At 72.8% G+C, this 19,692-nt stretch carries 18 protein-coding genes and 1 tRNA gene; 6 read left to right on the top strand and 13 right to left on the bottom strand.

What is annotated here, in order from left to right:
• Window positions 1-53: 53 nt before the first annotated feature.
• A complete protein-coding gene (locus ACZ5FU_RS15590) occupies window positions 54-659 on the bottom strand; it encodes a lytic polysaccharide monooxygenase auxiliary activity family 9 protein (RefSeq protein ID WP_469045446.1) in 606 nt (201 codons plus the stop codon).
• 120 nt (window positions 660-779) lie between these two features.
• A complete protein-coding gene (locus ACZ5FU_RS15585; protein ID WP_468835382.1) occupies window positions 780-1,895 on the bottom strand; it encodes an SPFH domain-containing protein in 1,116 nt (371 codons plus the stop codon).
• Window positions 1,896-2,462: 567 nt separating this feature from the next.
• Here ACZ5FU_RS15585 and ACZ5FU_RS15580 point away from each other — a divergent pair.
• A tRNA-Lys gene (locus ACZ5FU_RS15580) sits at window positions 2,463-2,536 on the top strand.
• A gap of 92 nt (window positions 2,537-2,628) precedes the next feature.
• Here the strand turns inward: ACZ5FU_RS15580 and ACZ5FU_RS15575 are convergent.
• From ACZ5FU_RS15575 to ACZ5FU_RS15555, 5 genes are all read right to left on the bottom strand, one after another.
• Window positions 2,629-3,294 (bottom strand): class F sortase, encoded by a 666-nt coding sequence (locus tag ACZ5FU_RS15575; protein WP_468835385.1) that lies wholly within the window; start codon window positions 3,292-3,294, stop codon window positions 2,629-2,631.
• A complete protein-coding gene (locus ACZ5FU_RS15570; RefSeq protein ID WP_469045445.1) occupies window positions 3,291-3,863 on the bottom strand; it encodes a hypothetical protein in 573 nt (190 codons plus the stop codon). Before ACZ5FU_RS15570 ends, ACZ5FU_RS15575 begins: the two co-directional genes overlap by 4 nt.
• 102 nt (window positions 3,864-3,965) lie before the next feature.
• On the bottom strand, window positions 3,966-4,745 hold the full coding sequence (locus ACZ5FU_RS15565; RefSeq protein ID WP_451529046.1) for an HAD-IIA family hydrolase: 780 nt from the start codon (window positions 4,743-4,745) through the stop codon (window positions 3,966-3,968).
• A gap of 250 nt (window positions 4,746-4,995) precedes the next feature.
• Window positions 4,996-5,955, bottom strand: a complete 960-nt coding sequence (locus ACZ5FU_RS15560; protein ID WP_468835388.1) for a hypothetical protein — start codon at window positions 5,953-5,955, stop codon at window positions 4,996-4,998.
• A gap of 211 nt (window positions 5,956-6,166) precedes the next feature.
• Entirely contained in the window at window positions 6,167-7,309 is a 1,143-nt protein-coding gene (locus ACZ5FU_RS15555) for an ROK family transcriptional regulator (RefSeq protein ID WP_469045444.1), read from the bottom strand.
• A gap of 287 nt (window positions 7,310-7,596) precedes the next feature.
• Here ACZ5FU_RS15555 and ACZ5FU_RS15550 point away from each other — a divergent pair, with 287 nt between their 5' ends.
• Both ACZ5FU_RS15550 and ACZ5FU_RS15545 read left to right on the top strand, forming a co-directional pair.
• Complete coding sequence (locus ACZ5FU_RS15550) at window positions 7,597-8,664, top strand: Gfo/Idh/MocA family protein (RefSeq protein WP_469045443.1); 1,068 nt, start codon at window positions 7,597-7,599, stop codon at window positions 8,662-8,664.
• Window positions 8,665-8,672: 8 nt separating this feature from the next.
• Window positions 8,673-9,173: a heme-degrading domain-containing protein gene (locus tag ACZ5FU_RS15545; protein WP_451529081.1), complete on the top strand. Its 501-nt coding sequence runs from the start codon at window positions 8,673-8,675 to the stop codon at window positions 9,171-9,173.
• A gap of 61 nt (window positions 9,174-9,234) precedes the next feature.
• On the opposite strand, the gene ACZ5FU_RS15540 is transcribed toward ACZ5FU_RS15545, so the two are convergent.
• The 3 genes from ACZ5FU_RS15540 to ACZ5FU_RS15530 all read right to left on the bottom strand — a co-directional run bounded on the left by ACZ5FU_RS15540 (window position 9,235) and on the right by ACZ5FU_RS15530 (window position 11,508).
• On the bottom strand, window positions 9,235-10,092 hold the full coding sequence (locus tag ACZ5FU_RS15540) for a fumarylacetoacetate hydrolase family protein (protein ID WP_451776048.1): 858 nt from the start codon (window positions 10,090-10,092) through the stop codon (window positions 9,235-9,237).
• Window positions 10,093-10,309: 217 nt separating this feature from the next.
• Window positions 10,310-11,062: a YidC/Oxa1 family membrane protein insertase gene (locus tag ACZ5FU_RS15535; protein WP_451529042.1), complete on the bottom strand. Its 753-nt coding sequence runs from the start codon at window positions 11,060-11,062 to the stop codon at window positions 10,310-10,312.
• Between the two features lie 131 nt (window positions 11,063-11,193).
• Window positions 11,194-11,508, bottom strand: a complete 315-nt coding sequence (locus ACZ5FU_RS15530) for a DUF6412 domain-containing protein (protein WP_451529080.1) — start codon at window positions 11,506-11,508, stop codon at window positions 11,194-11,196.
• Window positions 11,509-11,852: 344 nt separating this feature from the next.
• Between ACZ5FU_RS15530 and ACZ5FU_RS15525 the strand changes: the two genes are divergently transcribed.
• The 3 genes from ACZ5FU_RS15525 to ACZ5FU_RS15515 all read left to right on the top strand — a co-directional run bounded on the left by ACZ5FU_RS15525 (window position 11,853) and on the right by ACZ5FU_RS15515 (window position 16,012).
• Window positions 11,853-13,325, top strand: a complete 1,473-nt coding sequence (locus ACZ5FU_RS15525; protein ID WP_451776054.1) for a glycoside hydrolase — start codon at window positions 11,853-11,855, stop codon at window positions 13,323-13,325.
• A gap of 115 nt (window positions 13,326-13,440) precedes the next feature.
• The gene (locus tag ACZ5FU_RS15520) at window positions 13,441-14,463 is read left to right on the top strand and encodes an SEC-C domain-containing protein (RefSeq protein WP_469045442.1); all 1,023 of its coding nucleotides are present in this window, start codon (window positions 13,441-13,443) and stop codon (window positions 14,461-14,463) included.
• Window positions 14,464-14,677: 214 nt separating this feature from the next.
• Window positions 14,678-16,012: a DNA cytosine methyltransferase gene (locus tag ACZ5FU_RS15515; protein WP_451529039.1), complete on the top strand. Its 1,335-nt coding sequence runs from the start codon at window positions 14,678-14,680 to the stop codon at window positions 16,010-16,012.
• Here ACZ5FU_RS15515 and ACZ5FU_RS15510 read toward each other — a convergent pair.
• The 3 genes from ACZ5FU_RS15510 to ACZ5FU_RS15500 are packed head-to-tail and all read right to left on the bottom strand — an operon-like array spanning window position 15,938 to window position 19,685.
• Complete coding sequence (locus ACZ5FU_RS15510) at window positions 15,938-16,405, bottom strand: very short patch repair endonuclease (RefSeq protein WP_451529038.1); 468 nt, start codon at window positions 16,403-16,405, stop codon at window positions 15,938-15,940. The genes ACZ5FU_RS15515 and ACZ5FU_RS15510 overlap by 75 nt on opposite strands.
• 44 nt (window positions 16,406-16,449) lie before the next feature.
• On the bottom strand, window positions 16,450-18,267 hold the full coding sequence (locus ACZ5FU_RS15505; protein ID WP_451529037.1) for a DEAD/DEAH box helicase: 1,818 nt from the start codon (window positions 18,265-18,267) through the stop codon (window positions 16,450-16,452).
• Window positions 18,264-19,685 carry a ParB N-terminal domain-containing protein gene (locus ACZ5FU_RS15500; protein WP_451529036.1) on the bottom strand — a complete coding sequence of 474 codons (1,422 nt, stop codon included), beginning with the start codon at window positions 19,683-19,685 and terminating at the stop codon, window positions 18,264-18,266. The genes ACZ5FU_RS15505 and ACZ5FU_RS15500 overlap by 4 nt, the downstream gene beginning before the upstream one ends.
• Window positions 19,686-19,692 lie beyond the last annotated feature (7 nt).

The raw sequence follows: 19,692 nt of genomic DNA, 5'->3' as shown, positions 1-19,692 counted from the left end.
CGGCGTGTGCGGCCGTCGCCCGGTGGCGGCCGCCGCTCCTGCGGCCCCGGGAATCAGAAGGTGACGTCGGAACAGGCGTAGAACGCGTTGGCCGTGTCGGCGACCGTCCAGACGGCGACGACGACGTGGTGCCCGCTCAGCCCGGACGGCAGGGTGCCGCTGTGGGAGAGGGTCTGCGGCGGGCGCCGGCCGCCGTAGGGCACCGTGAGGAACGGCGTCAGGTTGAGGTCGGAGCGGGCGAGGTTGTGGTTCTGGTTCCAGCCCGGCCTGGTGACGTAGTACCTGAAGTCGGTCGTGGCGTGCATGGCGGTGAACTGCCAGCGGAACGTGTAGGACTGGCCGCCGCTCACCCGGGTGGTCGGCCAGGCCCCGCCCGACGGGGTCCTCGGGCTGTCGAGCTGGGCGAACGGGGTGTTGTTCGCCGAACAGATCCGGCCGTCGGCCGGTCCGGCGGCCGGGAAGCCCTTGGGGCCCTCGACGCTCTGCGGCTCCCACTGGATGTTGCCGCAGTCGGCGACGGTGCCGTTCTGGCAGAGCTTCTGCCTGCTGACGGGGAGGTCGGTGTAGCCGTGGCCGCTCGCGCCTCCGGTGGTGAGCACGAGGGCTCCCGCCGTGGTGAGGCCGAGCGCGGCGGCGTACCACTTGGTCTTTTTGCGCATGCTGCCGCTCCTGGAGAACGTGGGGAGGTTCCGTGAGGCGTGCAGGTCTAGACCAAGTTCGAGATTATTGCCGATCGTTGGACATGTCCATACCAATAGGAGGACGTGTTCGACGGGTCGTCAGGACGACCGCTCCCCCCGCCCCGAGCAGAACGCCACCGTCAGGTCCTTCACCAGCGCCTTGCGCTCGTGGTCGTCGAGTTCCACCAGCCCGCGCACGGCCAGCCGGGTCACCGTGTCCTCCACCGAGTCCACCACCGAGCCCAGCACCGACGCCCGCTGCCGGGCGTCCAGCGCGGCGATCCGGCGCCGGTCCATGGCGGCCGCCACCTCGGGGGCGTACTCGACGCGCAGCGGCCGCACCGAGTACACCTCCAGGCCGACGGCGTCCGCGTCCCGCGCGACCCGCCGGGTCAGCGCCTCCCCGCACGCCTCGACCGCCCCCCGCCCGGCGCCCGGCGTCCCCACCGGGACGCGGGCGAGCGCCGCCTCGACGCACTCGCGCAGATACGTCTCGTGGTCCTCCACGCCGAGGGTGGCCCGCGCGGTGTCCCGCACCCGCCACACCACGAGCGCCTCCACCCGCAGCGCGACCCCGTCGCCGTCGGCCGCGGGCATCGCCTCGCTGCGCCAGTGCCGCAGCCGTACGTCGACCCGGCGGCGCAGCAGCAGCGGGTTCACCCACAGCAGGCCGGTGCGCCGGACCGTCCCGCGGTAGCGGCCGAACAGGTCGAGCACCCAGGCCCGCCCGGTCCTGCCGCGCGCCAGCCCGCCGAAGCCGAACAGGCCGAGGGCGCCCGCCCCCGCGTACGCCGCCCACTGCGCGGGGCCGAGTCCGGCACCGGCCGACGCGGGCAGCGCGAGGGCCTGCGCCACCGCCGGCGGCAGCACCCCCGCCCACCACGAGGCGGCCACGCAGCCCGCCGCCCCGCACACCCCGGCGGCCACGCCGACCGCGCCGGGCAGCACGCGGCCGGGCCGCTCGACGAGCTCCGGGTCGGCCTGCGCGACCGGCCGCGCCCGTGCCGGGGTCCGGCCGCGGAACCTCGGCTGCTCCCCGGTGCCCGCCCGGCTGCCCACGACGACGGGCCCGAGCGGCACCGGCACCGGCATCGGCCCGGGGTCGTCACGGAACAGCAGGTGGACGGGGATCTCGGTGGTCGCCTCGTTCTGGATCAACCGGGCGGGCCGGGCCGGCCCCTCCGGTCCGGGCGTGCGAGAAGTGGTCGTGCTCATGCGTGCCTCCAGCCTCCGCGCCAGATACGCCGTGACAGTGGACGGGGACGACCGGGGACGACCGGGGCCGCCGCGCGCCCGCCCGGACGTCCGGGCCCACCGGGCGGCCGGCCCACGGGAACGGCCGCCGCCGGTTCTCCGGCCCCGGCCGGCCGTCGGCCGCCCCGCCGCACCGGCCCCGGGTGCGCCGACCCCGGGCGCACGGGCCCCGGATGCACCGGCCCCGAAGGCACCGGGCCCGAGGCCACGGGCCCCCGGCCGGCCGGCCCCGGGTGCGCCGGAAGGCCTCGGCGGCCCGCCTCAGGCCGACGCGTCCGGGGCGTTCCCGTCGCTCGCGGGACCGCACTCCCCGGACACCGGAGCGGCCATGCGATCCCCTCGCCCTGCAGCTGGAAACGTCCGCGACCGTGCACGTCCGTCAGTCTTCACCAACCTCCCTGCGGGCGCGCCCGCTGACGGGCCGAACGACGTACGCGGGCCCCTTCCGGGAGTACGGGGCAGGTCCGGGGGCCCGTCCGGGCGTCAGGAGCACCCCCGGAGGTCATGTAGAGTTAACGTCGTCAGCAGGCGCCGCTAGCTCAGTTGGTTAGAGCAGCTGACTCTTAATCAGCGGGTCCGGGGTTCGAGTCCCTGGCGGCGCACCGACCGGAAAGCCCCTCGCGCGAGCGGGGGGCTTTCCGCTGTCCCGGGCAGGTACGGGCGGCCGCCCGGCCGACGGTCCGGACGGACGGCCTCAGGGCGCGGTGCCGGTCAGGTACGCCGACACGATCACGTTGGCCGTGTAGCTGCGGCTCGCCCGGTCGAAGGTGCCGCCGCAGGTGATCAGCCGCAGCTCGGCGCGGCCCGGCTCGCGGGCGCCGTAGGCGCGGTGGGCGTCGAAGGCGTCGCGCCGGACCACCGTGACGTCGTCGACGGTGAACTCGGCGACCTCACCGTCGGCGCGGACCACCCGGACCGTCTCGCCGGCCGTGAGCGTGCCCAGCCGGTGGAAGACGGCGGGGCGGGTCTCGGTGTCGACGTGACCGACCATCAGCGCGGCACCGGCGGCACCGGGCCGCACCCCGGCCGCGTACCAGCCGACGACGCCCGCCTGCTCGTAGGGCGGTGCGGCGATCGCGCCCCGGGCGTCCAGGCCGCGGGCCACGACCGGGGCCTGCACGCCCAGGGCCGGGATGTCCACGCGCTGCGGCACCGCGGGGGCCAGGGGCCGGGCGGCGGGCGGCAGCCCGGGGGCGGCGGGCCGGCCCACCGCGGCCATGTCACCCGAGGCGCCGGCGGCGGCCCCGGGCCGCACGTCGGTCGCCTCGCTGCCCCACAGCCACAGGCCGGACAACAGCAGCGTCCACACCAGGCCGGCGAGGAGCCGCCCGGAGCCGCGTTCCCGTCCGGGCACGGTCATTCCTTCCCGCGGCGCCGCCGGACCCCGCGCAGCACCACGGCGACGGCGGCGGCGCCGGCCAGCAGCAGACCGGTGACCGCGTGGGCGAGGCCGGGGCCCGCCACGCGGGAGTCGTCGCCGGCGGCGGTCGGGGGCGCCGCGCCCCCGCCGCCCGCCAGGACCGGCGCGACCGGGGACGCGGGGGCGGTGGGCCGGGCGGTGGCCGCCACGACCTCGACCGCGCCCTCGATCTCGGCGTCGGCGTCGGCGTCGGCGTCGGCGCAGACGATCGTCACGTGGTGGGAACCGGGGGTGAGCGAGGTGCGGATCCGGGTCTCACCGGACAGTGAGCCGCCCGAGCCGACCAGGGGCGCGTCGGAGACGAACGCCCCGGACCACGCGGTGGCCCTCCCGCCCGGGCAGCCGGTGACGTCGAGGGCGACCTCGTCGCCGGGGGCCGGGGCCGACGGGGTCACCGAGACGCGGCCCGCGGGGTCGGCGGCGTACGCCGTGGGGGCGAGGACGAGGACCGCCGCGAGCGAGGCGGCGGTCGCGACGGCCGCGCGGAGTGTGACTTTCACCGAACCCATCGTGAACCTCCCGGTACCCGGAGGCTCCCCCGTGCGCCGGTGCCCCGCATCTCCAGCGGGGCACCGCTGCTCCGTCCGGGCGCCCGTGCCCGGCGGCGGGTCTCAGATCCGGTCGACGAGGTCCGCGATCGAGTCGACCACCTTCGAGGGGCGGTACGGGAAGCCCTCCACGTCCTCGGGCCGGGTCAGGCCGGTGAGCACCAGGAACGTCTGCATCCCGGCCTCCATGCCGGCCAGCACGTCGGTGTCCATGCGGTCGCCGATCATCGCGCTGGTCTCGGAGTGGGCGCCGATCGCGTTCAGCCCCGTGCGCATCATCAGCGGGTTGGGCTTGCCCGCGAAGTAGGGCCGCTTGCCGGTCGCCTTGGTGATGAGCGCGGCCACCGCGCCGGTCGCGGGCAGCGGGCCCTCGGTGGAGGGGCCGGTCTCGTCCGGGTTGGTGCAGATGAAGCGGGCGCCGTCGTTGATCAGCCGCACCGCCTTCGTCATGGCCTCGAAGGAGTAGGTGCGGGTCTCGCCGAGGACGACGTAGTCCGGCTCGTGGTCGGTGAGGATGTAGCCGATGTCGTGCAGCGCCGTGGTCAGACCGGCCTCGCCGATGACGTACGCCGAACCGTCGGGCCGCTGGTCGTCCAGGAACTGGGCGGTGGCCAGGGCCGAGGTCCAGATGTTCTCGATCGGCACCTCCAGGCCCATGCGGCGCAGCCGGGCGTGCAGGTCGCGCGGGGTGTAGATCGAGTTGTTCGTCAGCACGAGGAAGGGCCGGCCCGACTCGCGCAGCTTCTTCAGGAAGGAGTCTGCGCCGGGGATCGGGACGCCCTCGTGGATGAGCACCCCGTCCATGTCGGTGAGCCACGACTCGATGGGCTTGCGGTCTGCCATGTGGTGCGTCTCCTGGCGTGCGTGCGGACGGTGCGGGCGCGCCGGAACCACGGCGTACCGACGCCCCCAGCGTAGCCACGACCGCGTGATCGGGACCCGGCCGATCACCAGGTGAACGGGGCCGCGCCCCGGCGGGGCCCCACCGGTACCCCGGGATCCCTTCGGCAGTCCCCGCGGCGGACCCTCGGCGGACCCTCGGCGGCCCGCCGACAGCCCGCCGACAGCCCCTCGGCGGTCCCTCAGCGGTCCCTCAGCGGCGCTTGCGGAGCAGGACGAGGGTGGCGCCCGCGGCGAGGAGACCGGTGGTGACGGTGAGGACGCCGGCCGGGGAGGAGAGCCCGGTGAGGGCCAGTTCCTGCGCCTCCTCGGCCAGGGAGGGCGGGGCGGAGGGGGACGGTGAGGGGGCCAGGGAGGGGAAGGGGGACGTGTCGGACGAGGGCGAGGTGTCGGGGGCGACGGTCGTGGCGGACTGCCGGGGGGCGGGGGTGGAGGACCGCCGGGGGGCGGGCTCGGTCGCGGAGTCGCCCCCGCCCTCCTTCTCGACGGCGAAGCGGTAGTCGTTCGACTGTCCGACCCACTCGCCGTCGTCGCCCCGGCGCTGGACGACCGCCGCGTTGGCCGTGACGTGGTTGGGCACGGCGTCCGGGCCGAACGACAGGCGCAGCTTCACGGTGAGGGTCCGCCCCGGGGGGACGGTGAAACCGGGGAAGGGAGCGGACCGCTCCGCGGGCTCGGGGGGCCGGACGGGGTCCGCGGGACCGTCCGGCTCGGTGGGACCGCCCGGCTCGGTGGGATCCGGCGCGTCGTCCGGATCCCGCGCGTCGTCGGGGGCGTCCGCGAGTGCTCCGACGAGTTCGTCCTCGTCGGTCGCCTCGAAGCGGACGGGGTGCGGACGGCCTCCGGCGTAGAACTCCAGGCGGGGCTGGGACGGCTTCAGGGCGTGCGCGGAGTCGACGAGGACGACGACCGGGTGCACGCCGGCGCAGGCGTGGCGGGTGGTGTTGGTGAGGTCGATGTACCAGGTGCCGTGGCCGCCCCCGGCACGGTAGGCGCCGGGCCCGCCGTGCAGCCGGGTGGTGAGCGGGAACTCCCTCGCGTCCGCCCCCGCACAACCGGGTCCGGCTTCCGCGGCGGCGGGCCCCGGCGACAGCACGGCGGACAGGACGGCGGCTGCGGCGAGGCAGAGGGAAACGGGTGTGCACAGTCGCATGAACACGTGAGCCTGCCGGAGGGAGGCGACGGACGGGGGCTGCCGCACCGTACGGCCGTGCGCATGCATTCGTTCGGCGGAGGATCCGGAACTCCCCTGGCCTCCGCACGTCTCGTGCGTCCCTTACGCCTCGTGCGCCTCGTGCGTCCTGTACGCCCCGGGGTCCCGTACGCCTCGTGCGGCTCCGCGGCCCTTCGCACGTCCGTCCCCCTCACACGTCCGTCCGTCCGAACACCGGTCCCAGGAGCAGGTGGGCGGCGCCCTCCGCCACCCCGGCCGGGCCGCCGGAGCCTCGGGCGCCGCCGGTGCCGTCGGGCGCGAGCCGTACCGGTACGGCGAGCTCCGGGGAGCCCTGCCGGGCGGCGCGCGCGGCGAGGACGGCCGCGACGCCGGCCACGAAGGGGTCCGGGGCGGCGGTGACCGTGCGGCCGCCGAGGAGGACCCGGTCGATGTCGAGCAGACCGGCGAGGTTCGCGGCGGCGGTGCCCAGCACCCGGGCCGCCTCCGCCACGTCGCCCCGGCCGATGGCCGCGAGGCACAGCGCCTCGACACAGCCGCGGTCGCCGCACGGGCACGGCGGCCCGTCCAGCTGGAGGACCTGGTGGCCGAACTCCCCCGCCCCGGTGCGCGCCCCGCGGTGCACCCTGCCGTCGATGACCAGGCCGGCGCCGAGTCCCGTACCGAGGTGGAGGTAGGCGAAGGAGCCGTGTTCGCCGGCGACGGCGAGGCCGAGGGCGGCGGCGTTGGTGTCCTTGTCGACGACCACGGGAACGCCGAGCCGCCGCGCCAGCGCGTCCCGCAGGGGGAAGCCGTCCCACTCCGGGAAGCCGGTGACGCGGTGCAGGACGCCGCGGGTGTGGTCCAGCGGACCGGGCAGGGCGACGCCGACACCGAGCAGCCGCGACGCCCGGCCGGGTCCGCGCCCCGGCTCCCGCTCCCGCCCCTGCTCCGCCCGCTTGTCCCCCCGCTCCTGTCCCACCACTTCGCCGACGCCCCGTTCCACCGCCCCCAGCACCGCCTCCGCCCCGGCCCCCAGGTCGAGCGGGCCCCGGCGCTCCCCGACCACGCTCCCGTCGAGGTCGGTGAGGACGATCCGCAGTTCGTCGCGGTCGAGGTGGACGCCGACCGCGTGCGCGGCCGCCGGCACCAGCCGCAGCACGGTGCGCGGCTTGCCGCCCGTGGAGGCGCGCCGGCCGGCCTCCGCCGCGAGACCCTCCTCCCGCAGCCGGGCGGTGATCTTGCTGACGGCCTGCGGGGTGAGGCCGGTGCGCTCGGCGAGTTCGAGCCGGCTGATGCCGTCCGGTCCGGCCGTGCGGAGCAGGTCGAGCACGAGCGCGGCGTTGTGACTGCGCACGGCGAGGAGGTTCGCGCCGACGGCGCCCCCCGCCGCGCCGCCCACACCGCGCGCGCCACCGGGGCCGCTGGAGCCACCGGGGCCGCTCCGACCGCCGAGGCCGTTCGGACCGCTCGCACCACCGGCCCCGCTCTCACCACCGGGGTCGCCCGTGCCCCCCACACCGCTCACGCCACCCGTGCCGCCCGCATCGCTCCTGCCACCCGCCGTGCCGCCGTTCGTCCTGTTCACGGGCCCATTCTCCCCTGCGCTTGCACTTTGGCAACAGCGTTGCGAAAGTAGGTCGCATGACTGGTACCCCTCTCCGCGTGGGCCTGATCGGCTACGGTCTGGCCGGCTCCGTCTTCCACGCCCCGCTGATCGCCGCCACCGAGGGCCTCGTCCTCGACACGGTGGTCACCTCGAACCCCGAGCGGCAGGAGCAGGCCCGCGCCGAGTTCCCGGACGTGCGCCTCGCCGGCACCCCCGACGAGCTGTTCGCCCGCTCCGGGGACCTGGACCTGATCGTCGTCGCGTCCCCGAACAGGACGCACGTGCCGCTCGCCCGGACCGCCCTCGAGGCGGACCTCGCGGTCGTGGTCGACAAGCCGGTCGCCGGCACCGCCGCCGAGGCGCGGGAGCTGGCCGCTCTGGCCGAGAAGCGCGGGCTGTTCCTCTCCGTCTTCCAGAACCGCCGCTGGGACAACGACTTCCTCACCCTGCGCGCGCTGCTGGCCGAGGGCGCGCTGGGCGACGTGTGGCGCTTCGAGTCCCGGTTCGAGCGGTGGCGGCCGCGGCCGAAGGGCGGCTGGCGCGAGTCCGGCGACCCGGCGGAGATCGGAGGCCTGCTGTACGACCTCGGCAGCCATGTCGTCGACCAGGCCCTGGTCCTCTTCGGCCCGGTCACCCGGGTCTACGCCGAGGCGGTCGTCCGCCGCGCGGGCGCGGAGACCGACGACGACACGTTCCTCGCGCTCACCCACGCGAACGGCGTCCGCTCCCACCTCTACGCCTCCGCGACGACCGCCCAGCTCGGCCCGCGGTTCCGGGTGCTGGGCTCGAAGGCCGGCTACGTGAAGTACGGCCTGGACCCGCAGGAGGCGGCGCTGCGCGAGGGCGGGCGGCCCGGCACCGGCTGGGGCGAGGAGCCCGAGGAGCTGTGGGGACGCATCGGTTCGGGCGAGTCCCCGCAGACCGGCGGCGGAGGGGCCGTGCGGACCCTGCCCGGCGACTACCCGGCCTACTACGCCGCGGTGGCGAAGGCACTGACCGACGGCGGTCCCAACCCGGTGACCGCCGCGGAGGCGGCAACCGCCCTCGACGTCCTGGAGGCGGCCCGCCGTTCGGCACGAGACGGAGTGGCGGTGTCGCTGTGACCCACGAGATGACCCCCAGGTTCACCCCGGAGATCGTCCCCACCCTGGAGGAGCTGCAGGCGCAGGAACGGCGGCTGGTCTTCCAGCGGTTCACCTTCGACGACGCCTGGGCGCTCGGCTCGCTGCTGGTGGAGCTGGCCCGTGAGCGGCAGGCCCCGGTGGCCGTCGACATCCACCGCGCCGGACAGCAGCTCTTCCACGCGGCCCTGCCCGGCTCGGCCCCCGACAACGACGCCTGGATCGCGCGCAAGCGCCGGGTGGTGGAGCGCTACGGCGCCTCGTCCTACCTGGTGGGATCGCGCCACCGCGCGAAGGGCACGACGTTCGAGGAGTCCTCACGCCTGGACCCGGACACGTACGCGGCGCACGGCGGCTCCTTCCCGATCACCGTCGAGGGCGTCGGGGTGGTCGGCGCGGTGACGGTCTCGGGCCTGCCGCAGCTGGAGGACCACCGGTTCGTGGTCGAGGCCCTGGAACAGTTCCTGGAGAAGGACCCGGACCCGCGCTGAGACACGCCACGGGGGCGGGGGAGCCGTGCGAAGTCCGGTTCCCCCGCCCCCGGGCGGGGCGTCAGGCGTCCTCGAGTTCCTGCCGCTGCCGTCCCAGCCCGTCGATCTCCAGCTCGACCACGTCCCCCGCCCGCAGGTAGGGCTTCGGCTCGGGCCGCCCGAAGGCGACCCCGGCCGGCGTGCCCGTGTTGATGACGTCGCCGGGGTGCAGCACCATGAACCGGCTGACGTACCGCACGACCTCGCCCACGGTGAAGATCTGCTCGGCGGTCGTACCGTCCTGCTTCAGCTCGCCGTTGACCCACAGCCGCAGCCCCAGCGCCTGGGGGTCGGGCACCTCGTCGGCCGTCACGAGCCACGGGCCGAGCGGGTTGAACGTCTCGCAGTTCTTCCCCTTGTCCCACGTGCCGCCCCGGTCCATCTGGAACTCCCGCTCGGAGACGTCGTGCGCGACGGCGTACCCGGCGACGTGGGCGAGCCCTTCCTCCGCCGACTCCAGGTAGCGGGCGGTACGGCCGACGACGACCGCCAGCTCCACCTCCCAGTCGGTCCTCGTGGACCCGCGCGGCACGAGCACGGTGTCGTAGGGCCCGACGACCGTGTCCGCCGCCTTGAAGAAGACGACGGGCTCGGCGGGCGGCGCGGAACCCGTCTCGCGGGCGTGGTCGTGGTAGTTCAGCCCGATGCACACGACCTTGCCGATCCGGCCGACCGGCGGGCCGACCCGCAGCCCGGCCGGGTCCAGCGCGGGCAGCTCGCCGGACTCACCGGCGGCGCGGATCCGGCCGAGCGCGTCGGCGTCGGCGAGCAGGGCGCCGTCGACATCGTCCACGAGTCCCGACAGGTCGCGCAGGGTCCCCCCGGCGTCGAGCAGCGCGGGACGCTCCGCGCCCGCCGTACCGACTCGCAGCAGCTTCATGATCACATTCTCCCTCGCTCGCGGGCGCCCGCCGGCGGGTGCGGCCGCCGGAGGACCGGTCGATCCTCCAAGCCGCGCGTCCACTCCGCAAGACCCGGTTCACGTACTGGACCGCCGGTGCGGGGCCGCCGCCGAGGAACCGCCGGCACGGGGCCGACGGACGCCACGGGAGCGCCATCACGGTCCCGCCGTCCGCGGGCGCTTCGCCGCTGGCGCGTCACCGGTGGAGCAGCGCCCGTTCGGCCACGCTCCAGGCCGTGCTGGTGACGACGTACAGCGCGGCGGCCAGCGGTACGACGGCGACGGTGACGAGGGTGAAGAAGGACAGGAACGGCATCACCCGGGTGACCGCGCCCAGGCCGGGCACCTGCTCCCCGCCCGCCGCCGGGCCCGCCACCGGTCCCACGGCCGTCGCCGTCGTGCGCCGGGCGAGGCGGTAGCCGGCGGTGGCGACGGCCGTGACGACGGCGAACAGCACCAGGTAGACGAGTCCGGCCCCGCCGAACGGCCCGCCGGCGGCGAGGGCGTCGCTCCAGCGGTCGCCGAGGGGCGCGTCGAGGAGCCGGTGGGTGAGCAGGCCGTTGGTCTCGCCGCCGATCGTGGAGTGCGAGAAGACGTAGTAGAGGAGGAGGAAGGCGGGCGCCTGGAGGAGGCCGGGAAGGCAGCCGGAGAGCGGGGACACCCCCTCCCGGGCGTGCAGTTCCAGCACGGCCCGCTGGAGCCGCTCCGGGTCGCGGGCGTGCCTGCGGCGCAGGTCGGCGATCCGCGGCTGCAGCGCGGCCCGCGCCTTCTGGCCGCGGGCGGCGGCCCGCGACAGGGGGTGGACCAACAGCCTTACGAGCGCGGTGAACAGGACGATCGCGGCGGCGGCCGCGGAGGCGTGGAAGAGGGGTTCGAGCAGGTCGGCGAACCGCTCGACGAGGTGGACGAAGACGGAGAAGAGGAAGGAGAAGGCGGAGAAGACGGACATGGGTACGAGGCCCTCCGGGGGTCGCGTCGTGCCGGGACGTGGGAACGGCGGCATGACGGCCCGCGCGGGGACACGGTGCGGTCGGCGATGCGACCGGGACGGTGACCGCGGAGTGCGGTGACCCGGGTGCCCTACGCGACGGCCGTCGGCAGGGCGCGTCCGGGCGCCCTGGGCCGGGGCCGTCCGGAGGCGTCGGGATCACGCTGCGGCAGGAAGGCGGTACGGCGGTCGCGGTCGCGGATGGCCGTCCGCACCCGGGTGCGCGGCACGGCGGGGGCGCAGCGCGCGGCGAGGAGCGAGCAGAGCGCGAGGGCGGCCCCGGCGGCGGCGGTCGCGGCCAGGGCGACGGTCGCGGAGAGGCTGCCCGCGTCGGCCAGGGCGAGCCCGAGGACGGTGAGGACGAGGGCGACCGCGGGCCGGAACCGCGGCAGGGAGGTGTGCGGCATGGCGCGGATCACCGTGGCCCCCTCCCGTTCGCGTCGCCGTTCACGTCACCGCTCGCGTCACCGTTCACGTCGCGGTCCTTCTTCGGTTATACCCGAACGGGCCGGGGCGCGGCACGGGAGCCGGCCGCCAACCTCCCGCGAAAGCCGTCCCGTTCGCCCCGTCGAACCTTTCTCCGCCGGTTCGAGAAAGGGCTGTCGGAACCCTCGACAACACCACGCGCCGCCCCCGATGCTTCGTGACGCGCGCACGTGTCCACGTCCCCGCACGAGCCACGGGTGATGGTGTCCGGTCGGGACGACCGGCCCGCCCCCGGTCGAGCTCGGTCGAGCGAAGCGGAGAAGTCATGATCCGACGCAGAACCCTGCTGGCGGCCGGCGGCGCCCTCCTCGGCACCGGCCTGGCGGCCGGCACGGCCCGCGCCGACGCGACGATCGGCGTCGACCCGTCCACGAGCCACGGCACCTGGGAGGGCTGGGGCACCTCCCTCGCCTGGTGGGCGAACGTCTTCGGCGCCCGCGACGACTTCGCCGACGTCTTCTTCACGACCAGGTCGGTGGCGTACGGCGGCCGGACGCTTCCCGGCCTCGGCATGAACATCGCCCGCTACAACCTGGGCGCGTGCAGCTGGAACAGCGTGGGCGGCGAGTCGATGGCGGTCTCCCCCAACATCCCCGCGTTCAAGCAGATCGAGGGCTTCTGGCAGGACTGGAACAACGAGGACCCCGCGTCCTCGGCGTGGAACTGGTCGGCGGACGCCAGGCAGCGGGCGATGCTGACGAAGGCGACCGCGCGGGGCGCGACCACCGAACTCTTCGCCAACTCCCCCATGTGGTGGATGTGCCAGAACCACAACCCCTCGGGCGCGGCGGGCGGCGGCAACAACCTCCAGTCCTGGAACCACCGCCAGCACGCCTCCCACCTGGCCGCCGTCGCCCTGTACGCCAGGAACAACTGGGGGGTGAATTTCGCGACGGTCGACCCCTTCAACGAGCCGTCCTCGTCCTGGTGGACGGCGACCGGCACCCAGGAGGGCTGCCACATGGACGCCGGTGTCCAGGCGTCCGTACTGCCCCACCTGCGCGCCGAGTTGGACAAGCGCGGCCTGACCGGCACCCGCATCTCCGCCTCGGACGAGACGAGTTACGACCTGGCCCGCACGACGTGGAACTCCTTCGGCGCGTCCACGAAGGCCCTGGTGAACCGGGTCAACGTGCACGGCTACCAGGGCTCGGGCGGCCGCCGGGACCTCCTGTACACGGACGTGGTCACGACGTCCGGCAAGGCCCTGTGGAACTCCGAGACCGGCGACAACGACGGCACCGGCCTGTCCATGGCGAGCAACCTGCTCTACGACTTCCGCTGGCTGCACCCGACGGCCTGGGTGTACTGGCAGGTCATGGACCCGTCGCCGAACTGGGCGATGATCGCTTACGACGCGGCCACCCTCCAGCCCGGCGCGGTCACCACGAAGTACTACGTGATGGCCCAGTTCAGCCGCCACATCCGCCCCGGCATGACGATCCTCGACACGGGCGTGAGCCACGCGGCGGCCGCGCTGGACAGGGCCGCGCGGCGCCTGGTGATCGTCGCCGCCAACACGTCCGCGTCGGCCCAGACCCTCACCTTCGACCTCTCCCGCTTCACCACCGTGACCGGCGGCTCGGGCGGCCTGGTCCCCCGCTGGAACACGGTGACCTCGGGCGGCGGCGACCTCTACACGCCCCGCTCGGACACCCGCCTGTCCGGGAAGACGGTCAGCGTGCCGTTCGCGGCGGGCGCGGTGCAGACCCTCCAGGTGGACGGGGTCACGGTCTAGGGGAGGCCGGGGGCGCCTCCTCCCCGGCGCCCCGGGCCGCAGGCCGGCCTCCCCTTCCCCGCCCCGGCCTGCGGCTGTCTCCTCTTCGTCACCGGTCGGCAGTACGGTGTCACCCATGCGCCCCGACACGCCCGCCGAGAACGTCGACCACACCGCCGAAGCGGCACGCCTGGAGCGGACCGCCGGCCTGTACCCCGAGGACGCCGAGGCCCTGCTCCTCCAGGCCGCCGCCCACCTGGAACTGTCCGGCGACCGCCCCGCCGCGAGCACCCTCTACGACCGCCTGTTGTCGTCCCCGGCCGGCCTGGACGCCCCGCACCTGGTCCGCGCCCTGAAGGCCTCGAACCTGTGGGAGTACGGCCACGAGGCCGAGGCCCGCGCGATCATCGACGGCATCCGCGCGGCCGCCCCGCGGGACCCGGCCCCCTGGGTGATCGTCGCGGAGTCCCTGGAGGCCCACGACGAGCTGGAGGCGGCGGAGGCGACGTTCACCGAGGGCGCCCGCCTGCTGCTGACGGACGTGGCGGAGCCGCCGTACGCCACGCACCCCCTGCTCTTCGGCCGGCACCGCGTCCGCCGCATGCTGGGCGCCGCCCACGACGACTGGGACACCCTCGCCGACGCCCTGAACTCCTCCCCCGTCTCCCTGGACGAGCTCCACGACCCCAAGCGGGTCTGGTCCCTGGGCTCCGACAACCCGCTGGAGCTGGAGGCGGAGATCTCCCGCCTCCGCGCCGAGCTGGGCACGTACCGCGAGGCCCTGTCCCGCCCCTTCCCGGTGGCGGTCCTGCACTGGCCGGCGGACGAACTGACGGAACTGCTCTCGGCCTACCCCGCCCTGGCGGACGAGTACCCGTCCCACGAGACCCACCTCGCGGTGATAGAGGCCTCCCTGCGCGAGCTGTCCGCCTCCGGCACCGGCAACCTGGGCATCGTCACGGGCACGGTCCCCTCGTACGAGGCCTTCGCCGCCTCGGAGGGCACGTCCCCCGGCGACACCGACCTCCTCCCCCAGTACGCGACGATCCTGGCGGCCCGGGGCCGGGCGACGGCCTGGCCGCCTCAGCGGGGGGCTTCTTGCTGGTGCGGGTCGGGGAAGGGGTATGGGGGGTGTCACGGGCAACTGACGGCGCTCTAGCCGATCGAAGCCTCGTGTGAGCTCAGTGCGAGTAATCGGCCATACGGAGCGCACCTTGCCCTCATGTGGCAAAATCGAGCGTCAGTTCGACGACAGGTGACCAGCCTGTCGCCAGCGCTCGGATGCATCTGGCGGGAAGTGCGAGACTCTTGGTGCTGGGGAGCAGTTGCTGATCACTGTTCCCGACTTGTACTTGATCACCAGGAGGAGCTGCATGCCCCGCAGCGGCCAGAAGCGACCGCAGTTCGCCTCGCCATTGACCTCGATCGAGATCTGCGCGGGCGCCGGCGGGCAAGCCGTCGGGCTGCACAACGCTGGTTTCGACCACCGCGCGCTCGTGGAGTGGGACCCTCACGCCGCGGCCACCCTGCAGGCCAACGTGGGCGACTGGCCCGGCTGGGACCAGGAGAAGGCTGACGCCATTCGCCCGATGGACGTCAAGGACTTCCTTGATTCCGACGTTCGGAAGAATCTTGGACTAGAACCTGGAGACCTCGATCTGCTCGCCGGCGGCGTGCCGTGCCCTCCGTTCTCCTTGGCCGGGCACAGGCTCGGCCCTAACGATGAACGCGACCTTTTTCCCGCAGCGCTTGACATCATCGACGCTTTGCGCCCCAGGGCAGTGATGATTGAAAATGTGCGAGGGATTCTGGAACCTCCGGAGTTCTTCATTGAGTACCGGATCTCAATCCTCGAAAGACTTCGCAGCCTCGGTTATCTGGTCCCAGAAATTGACCCAGGTCTTTCTGCGACCGAGCAGGACATCATCATGCGTTCGGTCTGGCGGCGTCTGGATGCAAGCTACTTCGGTGTTCCGCAACTGCGGCCGCGCGCGATTCTGGTGGCCATCCACAAGAGTGCAGTAAGCTCAGGTGACCAGAAGTTCAGATGGCCCATGAAAATTAAGGGCGATCCGGTAACGGTCCAGGGAGAGCTCTACGAGAGCATGAAAGCGCGTTGCAAGGAGTTCTGGGACAAGAATCTTCACGGGCAGCCCGCAGAACCTGGAGAGAAAACGGGACAGCAGATCTTCGAGGAATGGGAAAAAGCCACCTCAGGTAAGACGGTCGCCCCCACTCTCGTAGGCGGGTCGAAGAAGCACGGCGGCGCCGACCTTGGGCCCACGCGCGCCAAGCGCGCTTGGCGCGAGCTGGGAGTCGACGGCATGGGGATCGCGAACGATCCGGAGAGTTGCGTTCCGGAGCGCGACCTCTTCCGTCCCAACGGCCCTATGCTCACCGTCGCTCAGGCCGCAATCATTCAGGGCTTCCCGGAGTACTGGAAGTTCCAGGGCCGCAAGACCGCCCGCTACCGCCAGGTCGGAAACGCGTTCCCGCCCCCGGTGGCCGAAGCCGTTGGCCGGGCTATTGCCGCCGTTCTGCGCCCCGAGCAACGCGAGGAGCTTCTTGCCGAATATGAGGTGGAACCAGCAGGGGCGCTGCCCATTGCAGACGTCTCGCGCCAGCTGGAGATTTCAGTTGCCTCCGCCCGCTCTCCCCTCGCGTCGGCGCAAGACCGTGAGGGCGATTTCGTCGGCACAGGCGTCTGATGGCTCATGCTCCCAGAAGCGGAGCACGAGCCACCCGGCTTCCTTCAGTTTCTGGTCCGTGTCCCGGTCCCGCTGCACGTTCCGAAGGACCTTTTCGGACCAGTAACCTGAATTCGTCCTCGGTGGCACATAATGCTCCGGGCACCCATGCCAGTAGCAGCCGTCTATGAAGACAGCGACTTTCGCCGGACGGAAGACCAAGTCCGCCGTCCGGCGGAGATCGGGCAGGGGCCGCGCCGCGACGCGGTAGCGTAGACCCTTTGCGTGGACCAGCCTCCGGATGAGCCACTCGGGCTTCGTGTCACGGCTGCGGATCGCCTGCATGTTGCGGCGGCGTGCTGCGGACGAAGCCCAGGAACCTTCCGGGGCTGCCCATTCGGCATCGTGGGACACACCGCAGAGGGTAATCTCACGCGGCTCGCAGCACGCGGCCAGTCCTAGTGACCTCCCATGTGACTGAGCAGTGCCTCTATGTCACTCGGCGCGAGACCAGCCGCCACCGAAGGCTCTTCCTCCAGGTCGGCGAGCTGCTGGACCGTGGGATCGTCCAGGATGCGCCCCATGAAGTCCAGCTTCCGTTCCAGTCGCTCGGCCACCACCTCGTCGATGGAGTTCCGCACCGCCAGGACGGTCACCCGGGTCTCGGTGTCGGGGGCCAGCCCGAGGCGGTGAATACGGTCGAGGCTCTGGAGGAAGCGGCCCGCCATGAAGTCGCGGTCCACATAGATAGCGTCGTGGCAGACGTGGTGGAGGCTTATCCCTTCTCCCAGGGTCGCCGGGTTCGAGATGAGCACCATGCACGCCGGGTCCTCCCGGAACCGGCGGAGCTGCTCTTCCCGGTCCGCGGTGCCGCCGTAGACAACAGCCGGGCTGTACTTCTCCAGCAGGCGTTCCAGCGTGGTGAGACTCCTGACGAACGTCGTCCAGACCAGCGTCTTGCGGCCCTGGGCTGCGTTCTCCGCGATGATCGCGATTGCTTCCTGATACTTGGGTGACAGCTCGTAGTCGGGGAGGTTCTGCATGAGGGAGTACAACGAGCTGCCCTCGGGAACGTCCAGCGGGGGCAGTTGGTATGCGAGCGGCTCGTAGCGGCTGCCCGCCTCAAGGAGCAGGGCGGGGCTCGTGGCCGCCATAAGGAGACGCAGGGCCGTTTTGCCCAGGCTGCTCAGGTCCTCGCGCGCGGCACCGCTCTTCTCACCACCGACGAGGGCCGTGTAGATCTCGTCGTGCAGGGGCGGCATGTCGACGAAGCGCAATCCCAACTGCACCGGTGGAAGACCGAGTTCCTGCTTGGTCGTACGCGTGAACAGCGGCCGGAGGACCGAGCTGGCGTGTGCCAGGTCACCACCGGCCACCGCTTGGACGACTGTCCGCTGACCGTGCCCCGGCCAGACGAAGCCCAGCAGGTTCTCCAGGTCCCGGGACCCGTTCGGGGCAGGCGTACCGGTCAGGATCAGCCGACGCGTGGCCAGCGGGCCCAACGCCATACAAGCCGCCCCGTATGTCCCCCTGGCACCGAGCTTCATCCGGTGCGCCTCATCCAAGATGATCATGGAGGGGCCCGCCTTCAGCCAGCTGGCCAGCATGGGCAGCGACCGGTCGAGACGTTCGTAGTTCACCACCAGCACCTCGGCCCACTCGTCCCGCGAGCCGTCCAGAACGTTGATCCGCAGCGGGTGGATGAGACACTCGGCGGTCTCGTAACGCCAGGACTCGTAAGCCGACTTGGGGCAGACGACCAGCAGTCGGCTCACCTTGCCGGCGGCCTTCTGCGCGGCGTACACCGCGAGGGCGACGCGGGTCTTGCCGGCTCCGGGCACACTGAAGTTCGCACCGTGCTGCAGCGAGAGGAGCTTCGCGATGTCGCGGCGCTGGAACTCGCTGAGTTCGCCTTTCCAGGTGTCGCCAAGGAGGGAGAGCACCTCGTCGGGTGCGACCTCGCCGGGCGCGTCCCGCCCAGCGAGCCGCTGCTGCACGGTGTGCGCGTCCCGGACTACACCAGAGACCAGCTCCCGCAGGTCATCCGCCCACTCCACGCCGGCCGGGTCGGACCAGGTTCCGAGGAGACCGAGGCCCGCGAGCAGCTCGTCCAGGGAGACGGAGGCGCTCAGGGGGCCGAGCTGGCCGCCGGTGCGGAACCGGGCAGCCAGTTGTACAAGTTCCTGCTGGAACGATTCGGTGGTACGCAGAACCACCCGGGTCCGGGTCTCATCGAACCCGAGGCGCAGCGACTTCTCATCGACGGGACTGGTCACCGGGGACCCTCCGTCGCGACCGCTTCCAGCAGCCATGCCACGCCGTCTCCCGGCTGCGGCAGCCCGCGGCCGGCCTGCTGCGCGAGCTTGAGGAGGCTGCTCCGCAGCTTGACCACCGCGTCATCGAACGCTTCCTCGTCCAGGCTGCGGGAGGTCCGTGCCTGCACCAGGTCGCTCACGCACTGGTCGATGCTCGCGCAGGCTTCCGTCAGCCGGGCCGGGGCGAGCTGCTTGCGCCTGCGGAGCCTGGCGCTGCGACCCGCCGCCTCGATCGCCTCGTCGAACGCGTTCTTCGTGCTGTCCCAGGTGTCCTGCGCGGCAGCCTTCTGCTCGTTCCCGAAATCCGACGCTCCGTTCCGCACCACCGCGGCGGCACGGAGGATTTCGTCGTTCATCGCCCTGGCCTCCGCGACGGCGGAGGAGGCGGCGGGCACTTCCAGGCCCAGACCGGGGATGGACACCGACTGCGGCTGCGCGGCCGTGCCGCCTATGGGCAACTGCCGCTCAAGCCCGGCCTTCAAAAAGTCCTCGTCGATATGACGGACATCCGTCTTGGAGAAGTTCAGGAGGATCGCGGCCAAGCGCAGCTCCTTCAGGACCTCAGCCTGGTCACGGTCCACCGCTTCTAGCTTCACGTACAGCCGGTGCAGCTCCCTGAGCCGCTCCGTCGCGCCCTCCCAGTCCACCAGGCGCAGGCTGTTGCCGCCGCCGGTGCGGCTGCGCTCGTTCAGTTCGCGGATCGTGCTCAGGATCCACCGCTCCTGGTGGTAGGTGCGCACCTGGATCCGGAAGTCCTTGGCGATCTGTTCCGGCGTACGGCCCAGCGCCGCCTGCTCCTCCATGGCGATCAGGCGGTTGATGAAGGAGTAGTCACGCCGGTGGTCCTTGCGGAGCTGCAAGGCCAGTTCGACGGCATTGATGTCGCCCCAGGTGAACGACGCCGGCAGCACGCCCACGCGCATCGACTGCGCGCGGAGTTCGCGAAGCGCGGCGGCTCGGGTGTTGCCGTTGACCAGCACCCCGTGCCGGGTCACGAGCCCGGGGTCGTTCTGCCCGAACTGGCCAAGGCTGTCCTTCAGGACATCGAAGTCTTTGTCCCGCACACTCGTGTTCTCGGGATCCGCCTTGAGCAGGAAGTCGAGGTAGTCCTGGCTCTCCGCACTCCAAGGGTCCTTGTCCAGCGCCGCGTCCCGCTCGGCATCGTGGCTGCGCTGAGCCCGGATCCGGTGGGTGCTGGGGTTGTAATAGAGGCTCCTCAGCGGCAGGTCGATCACTTCGACATGGGCCTGCTGCCCGTTCCAGTCGACGGTCACGGTCTCCCGCGTACCGCCGGCCGCCTTGGCCTCCTCGACCCTCTTACTGACCAGTTCGCTGAACTCGGCCGCCCTCGGCGGGGCCGGAAACTCACGCATCATCATCCCGTCC

The sequence above is a fragment of the Streptomyces sp. NPDC031554 genome (assembly GCF_055580685.1).
The sequence above is the reverse complement of the archived record's forward strand: the minus strand, read 5'-3'. Positions and strand labels throughout refer to the sequence as shown.

Bases quoted from the DNA above. Each gene is read 5' to 3' on its own strand.
- ACZ5FU_RS15585 (WP_468835382.1), bottom strand. From the start codon at position 1,895: ATGAGCACGACCACTTCTCGCACGCCCGGACCGGAGGGGCCGGCCCGG.
- ACZ5FU_RS15530 (WP_451529080.1), bottom strand. From the start codon at position 11,508: ATGCCGCACACCTCCCTGCCGCGGTTCCGGCCCGCGGTCGCCCTCGTC.
- ACZ5FU_RS15525 (WP_451776054.1), top strand. From the start codon at position 11,853: ATGATCCGACGCAGAACCCTGCTGGCGGCCGGCGGCGCCCTCCTCGGC.
- ACZ5FU_RS15540 (WP_451776048.1), bottom strand. From the start codon at position 10,092: ATGAAGCTGCTGCGAGTCGGTACGGCGGGCGCGGAGCGTCCCGCGCTG.
- ACZ5FU_RS15545 (WP_451529081.1), top strand. From the start codon at position 8,673: ATGACCCCCAGGTTCACCCCGGAGATCGTCCCCACCCTGGAGGAGCTG.
- ACZ5FU_RS15520 (WP_469045442.1), top strand. From the start codon at position 13,441: ATGCGCCCCGACACGCCCGCCGAGAACGTCGACCACACCGCCGAAGCG.
- ACZ5FU_RS15550 (WP_469045443.1), top strand. From the start codon at position 7,597: ATGACTGGTACCCCTCTCCGCGTGGGCCTGATCGGCTACGGTCTGGCC.
- ACZ5FU_RS15500 (WP_451529036.1), bottom strand. From the start codon at position 19,685: ATGATGATGCGTGAGTTTCCGGCCCCGCCGAGGGCGGCCGAGTTCAGC.
- ACZ5FU_RS15515 (WP_451529039.1), top strand. From the start codon at position 14,678: ATGCCCCGCAGCGGCCAGAAGCGACCGCAGTTCGCCTCGCCATTGACC.
- ACZ5FU_RS15570 (WP_469045445.1), bottom strand. From the start codon at position 3,863: ATGGGTTCGGTGAAAGTCACACTCCGCGCGGCCGTCGCGACCGCCGCC.
- ACZ5FU_RS15575 (WP_468835385.1), bottom strand. From the start codon at position 3,294: ATGACCGTGCCCGGACGGGAACGCGGCTCCGGGCGGCTCCTCGCCGGC.
- ACZ5FU_RS15560 (WP_468835388.1), bottom strand. From the start codon at position 5,955: ATGCGACTGTGCACACCCGTTTCCCTCTGCCTCGCCGCAGCCGCCGTC.
- ACZ5FU_RS15535 (WP_451529042.1), bottom strand. From the start codon at position 11,062: ATGTCCGTCTTCTCCGCCTTCTCCTTCCTCTTCTCCGTCTTCGTCCAC.
- ACZ5FU_RS15565 (WP_451529046.1), bottom strand. From the start codon at position 4,745: ATGGCAGACCGCAAGCCCATCGAGTCGTGGCTCACCGACATGGACGGG.
- ACZ5FU_RS15590 (WP_469045446.1), bottom strand. From the start codon at position 659: ATGCGCAAAAAGACCAAGTGGTACGCCGCCGCGCTCGGCCTCACCACG.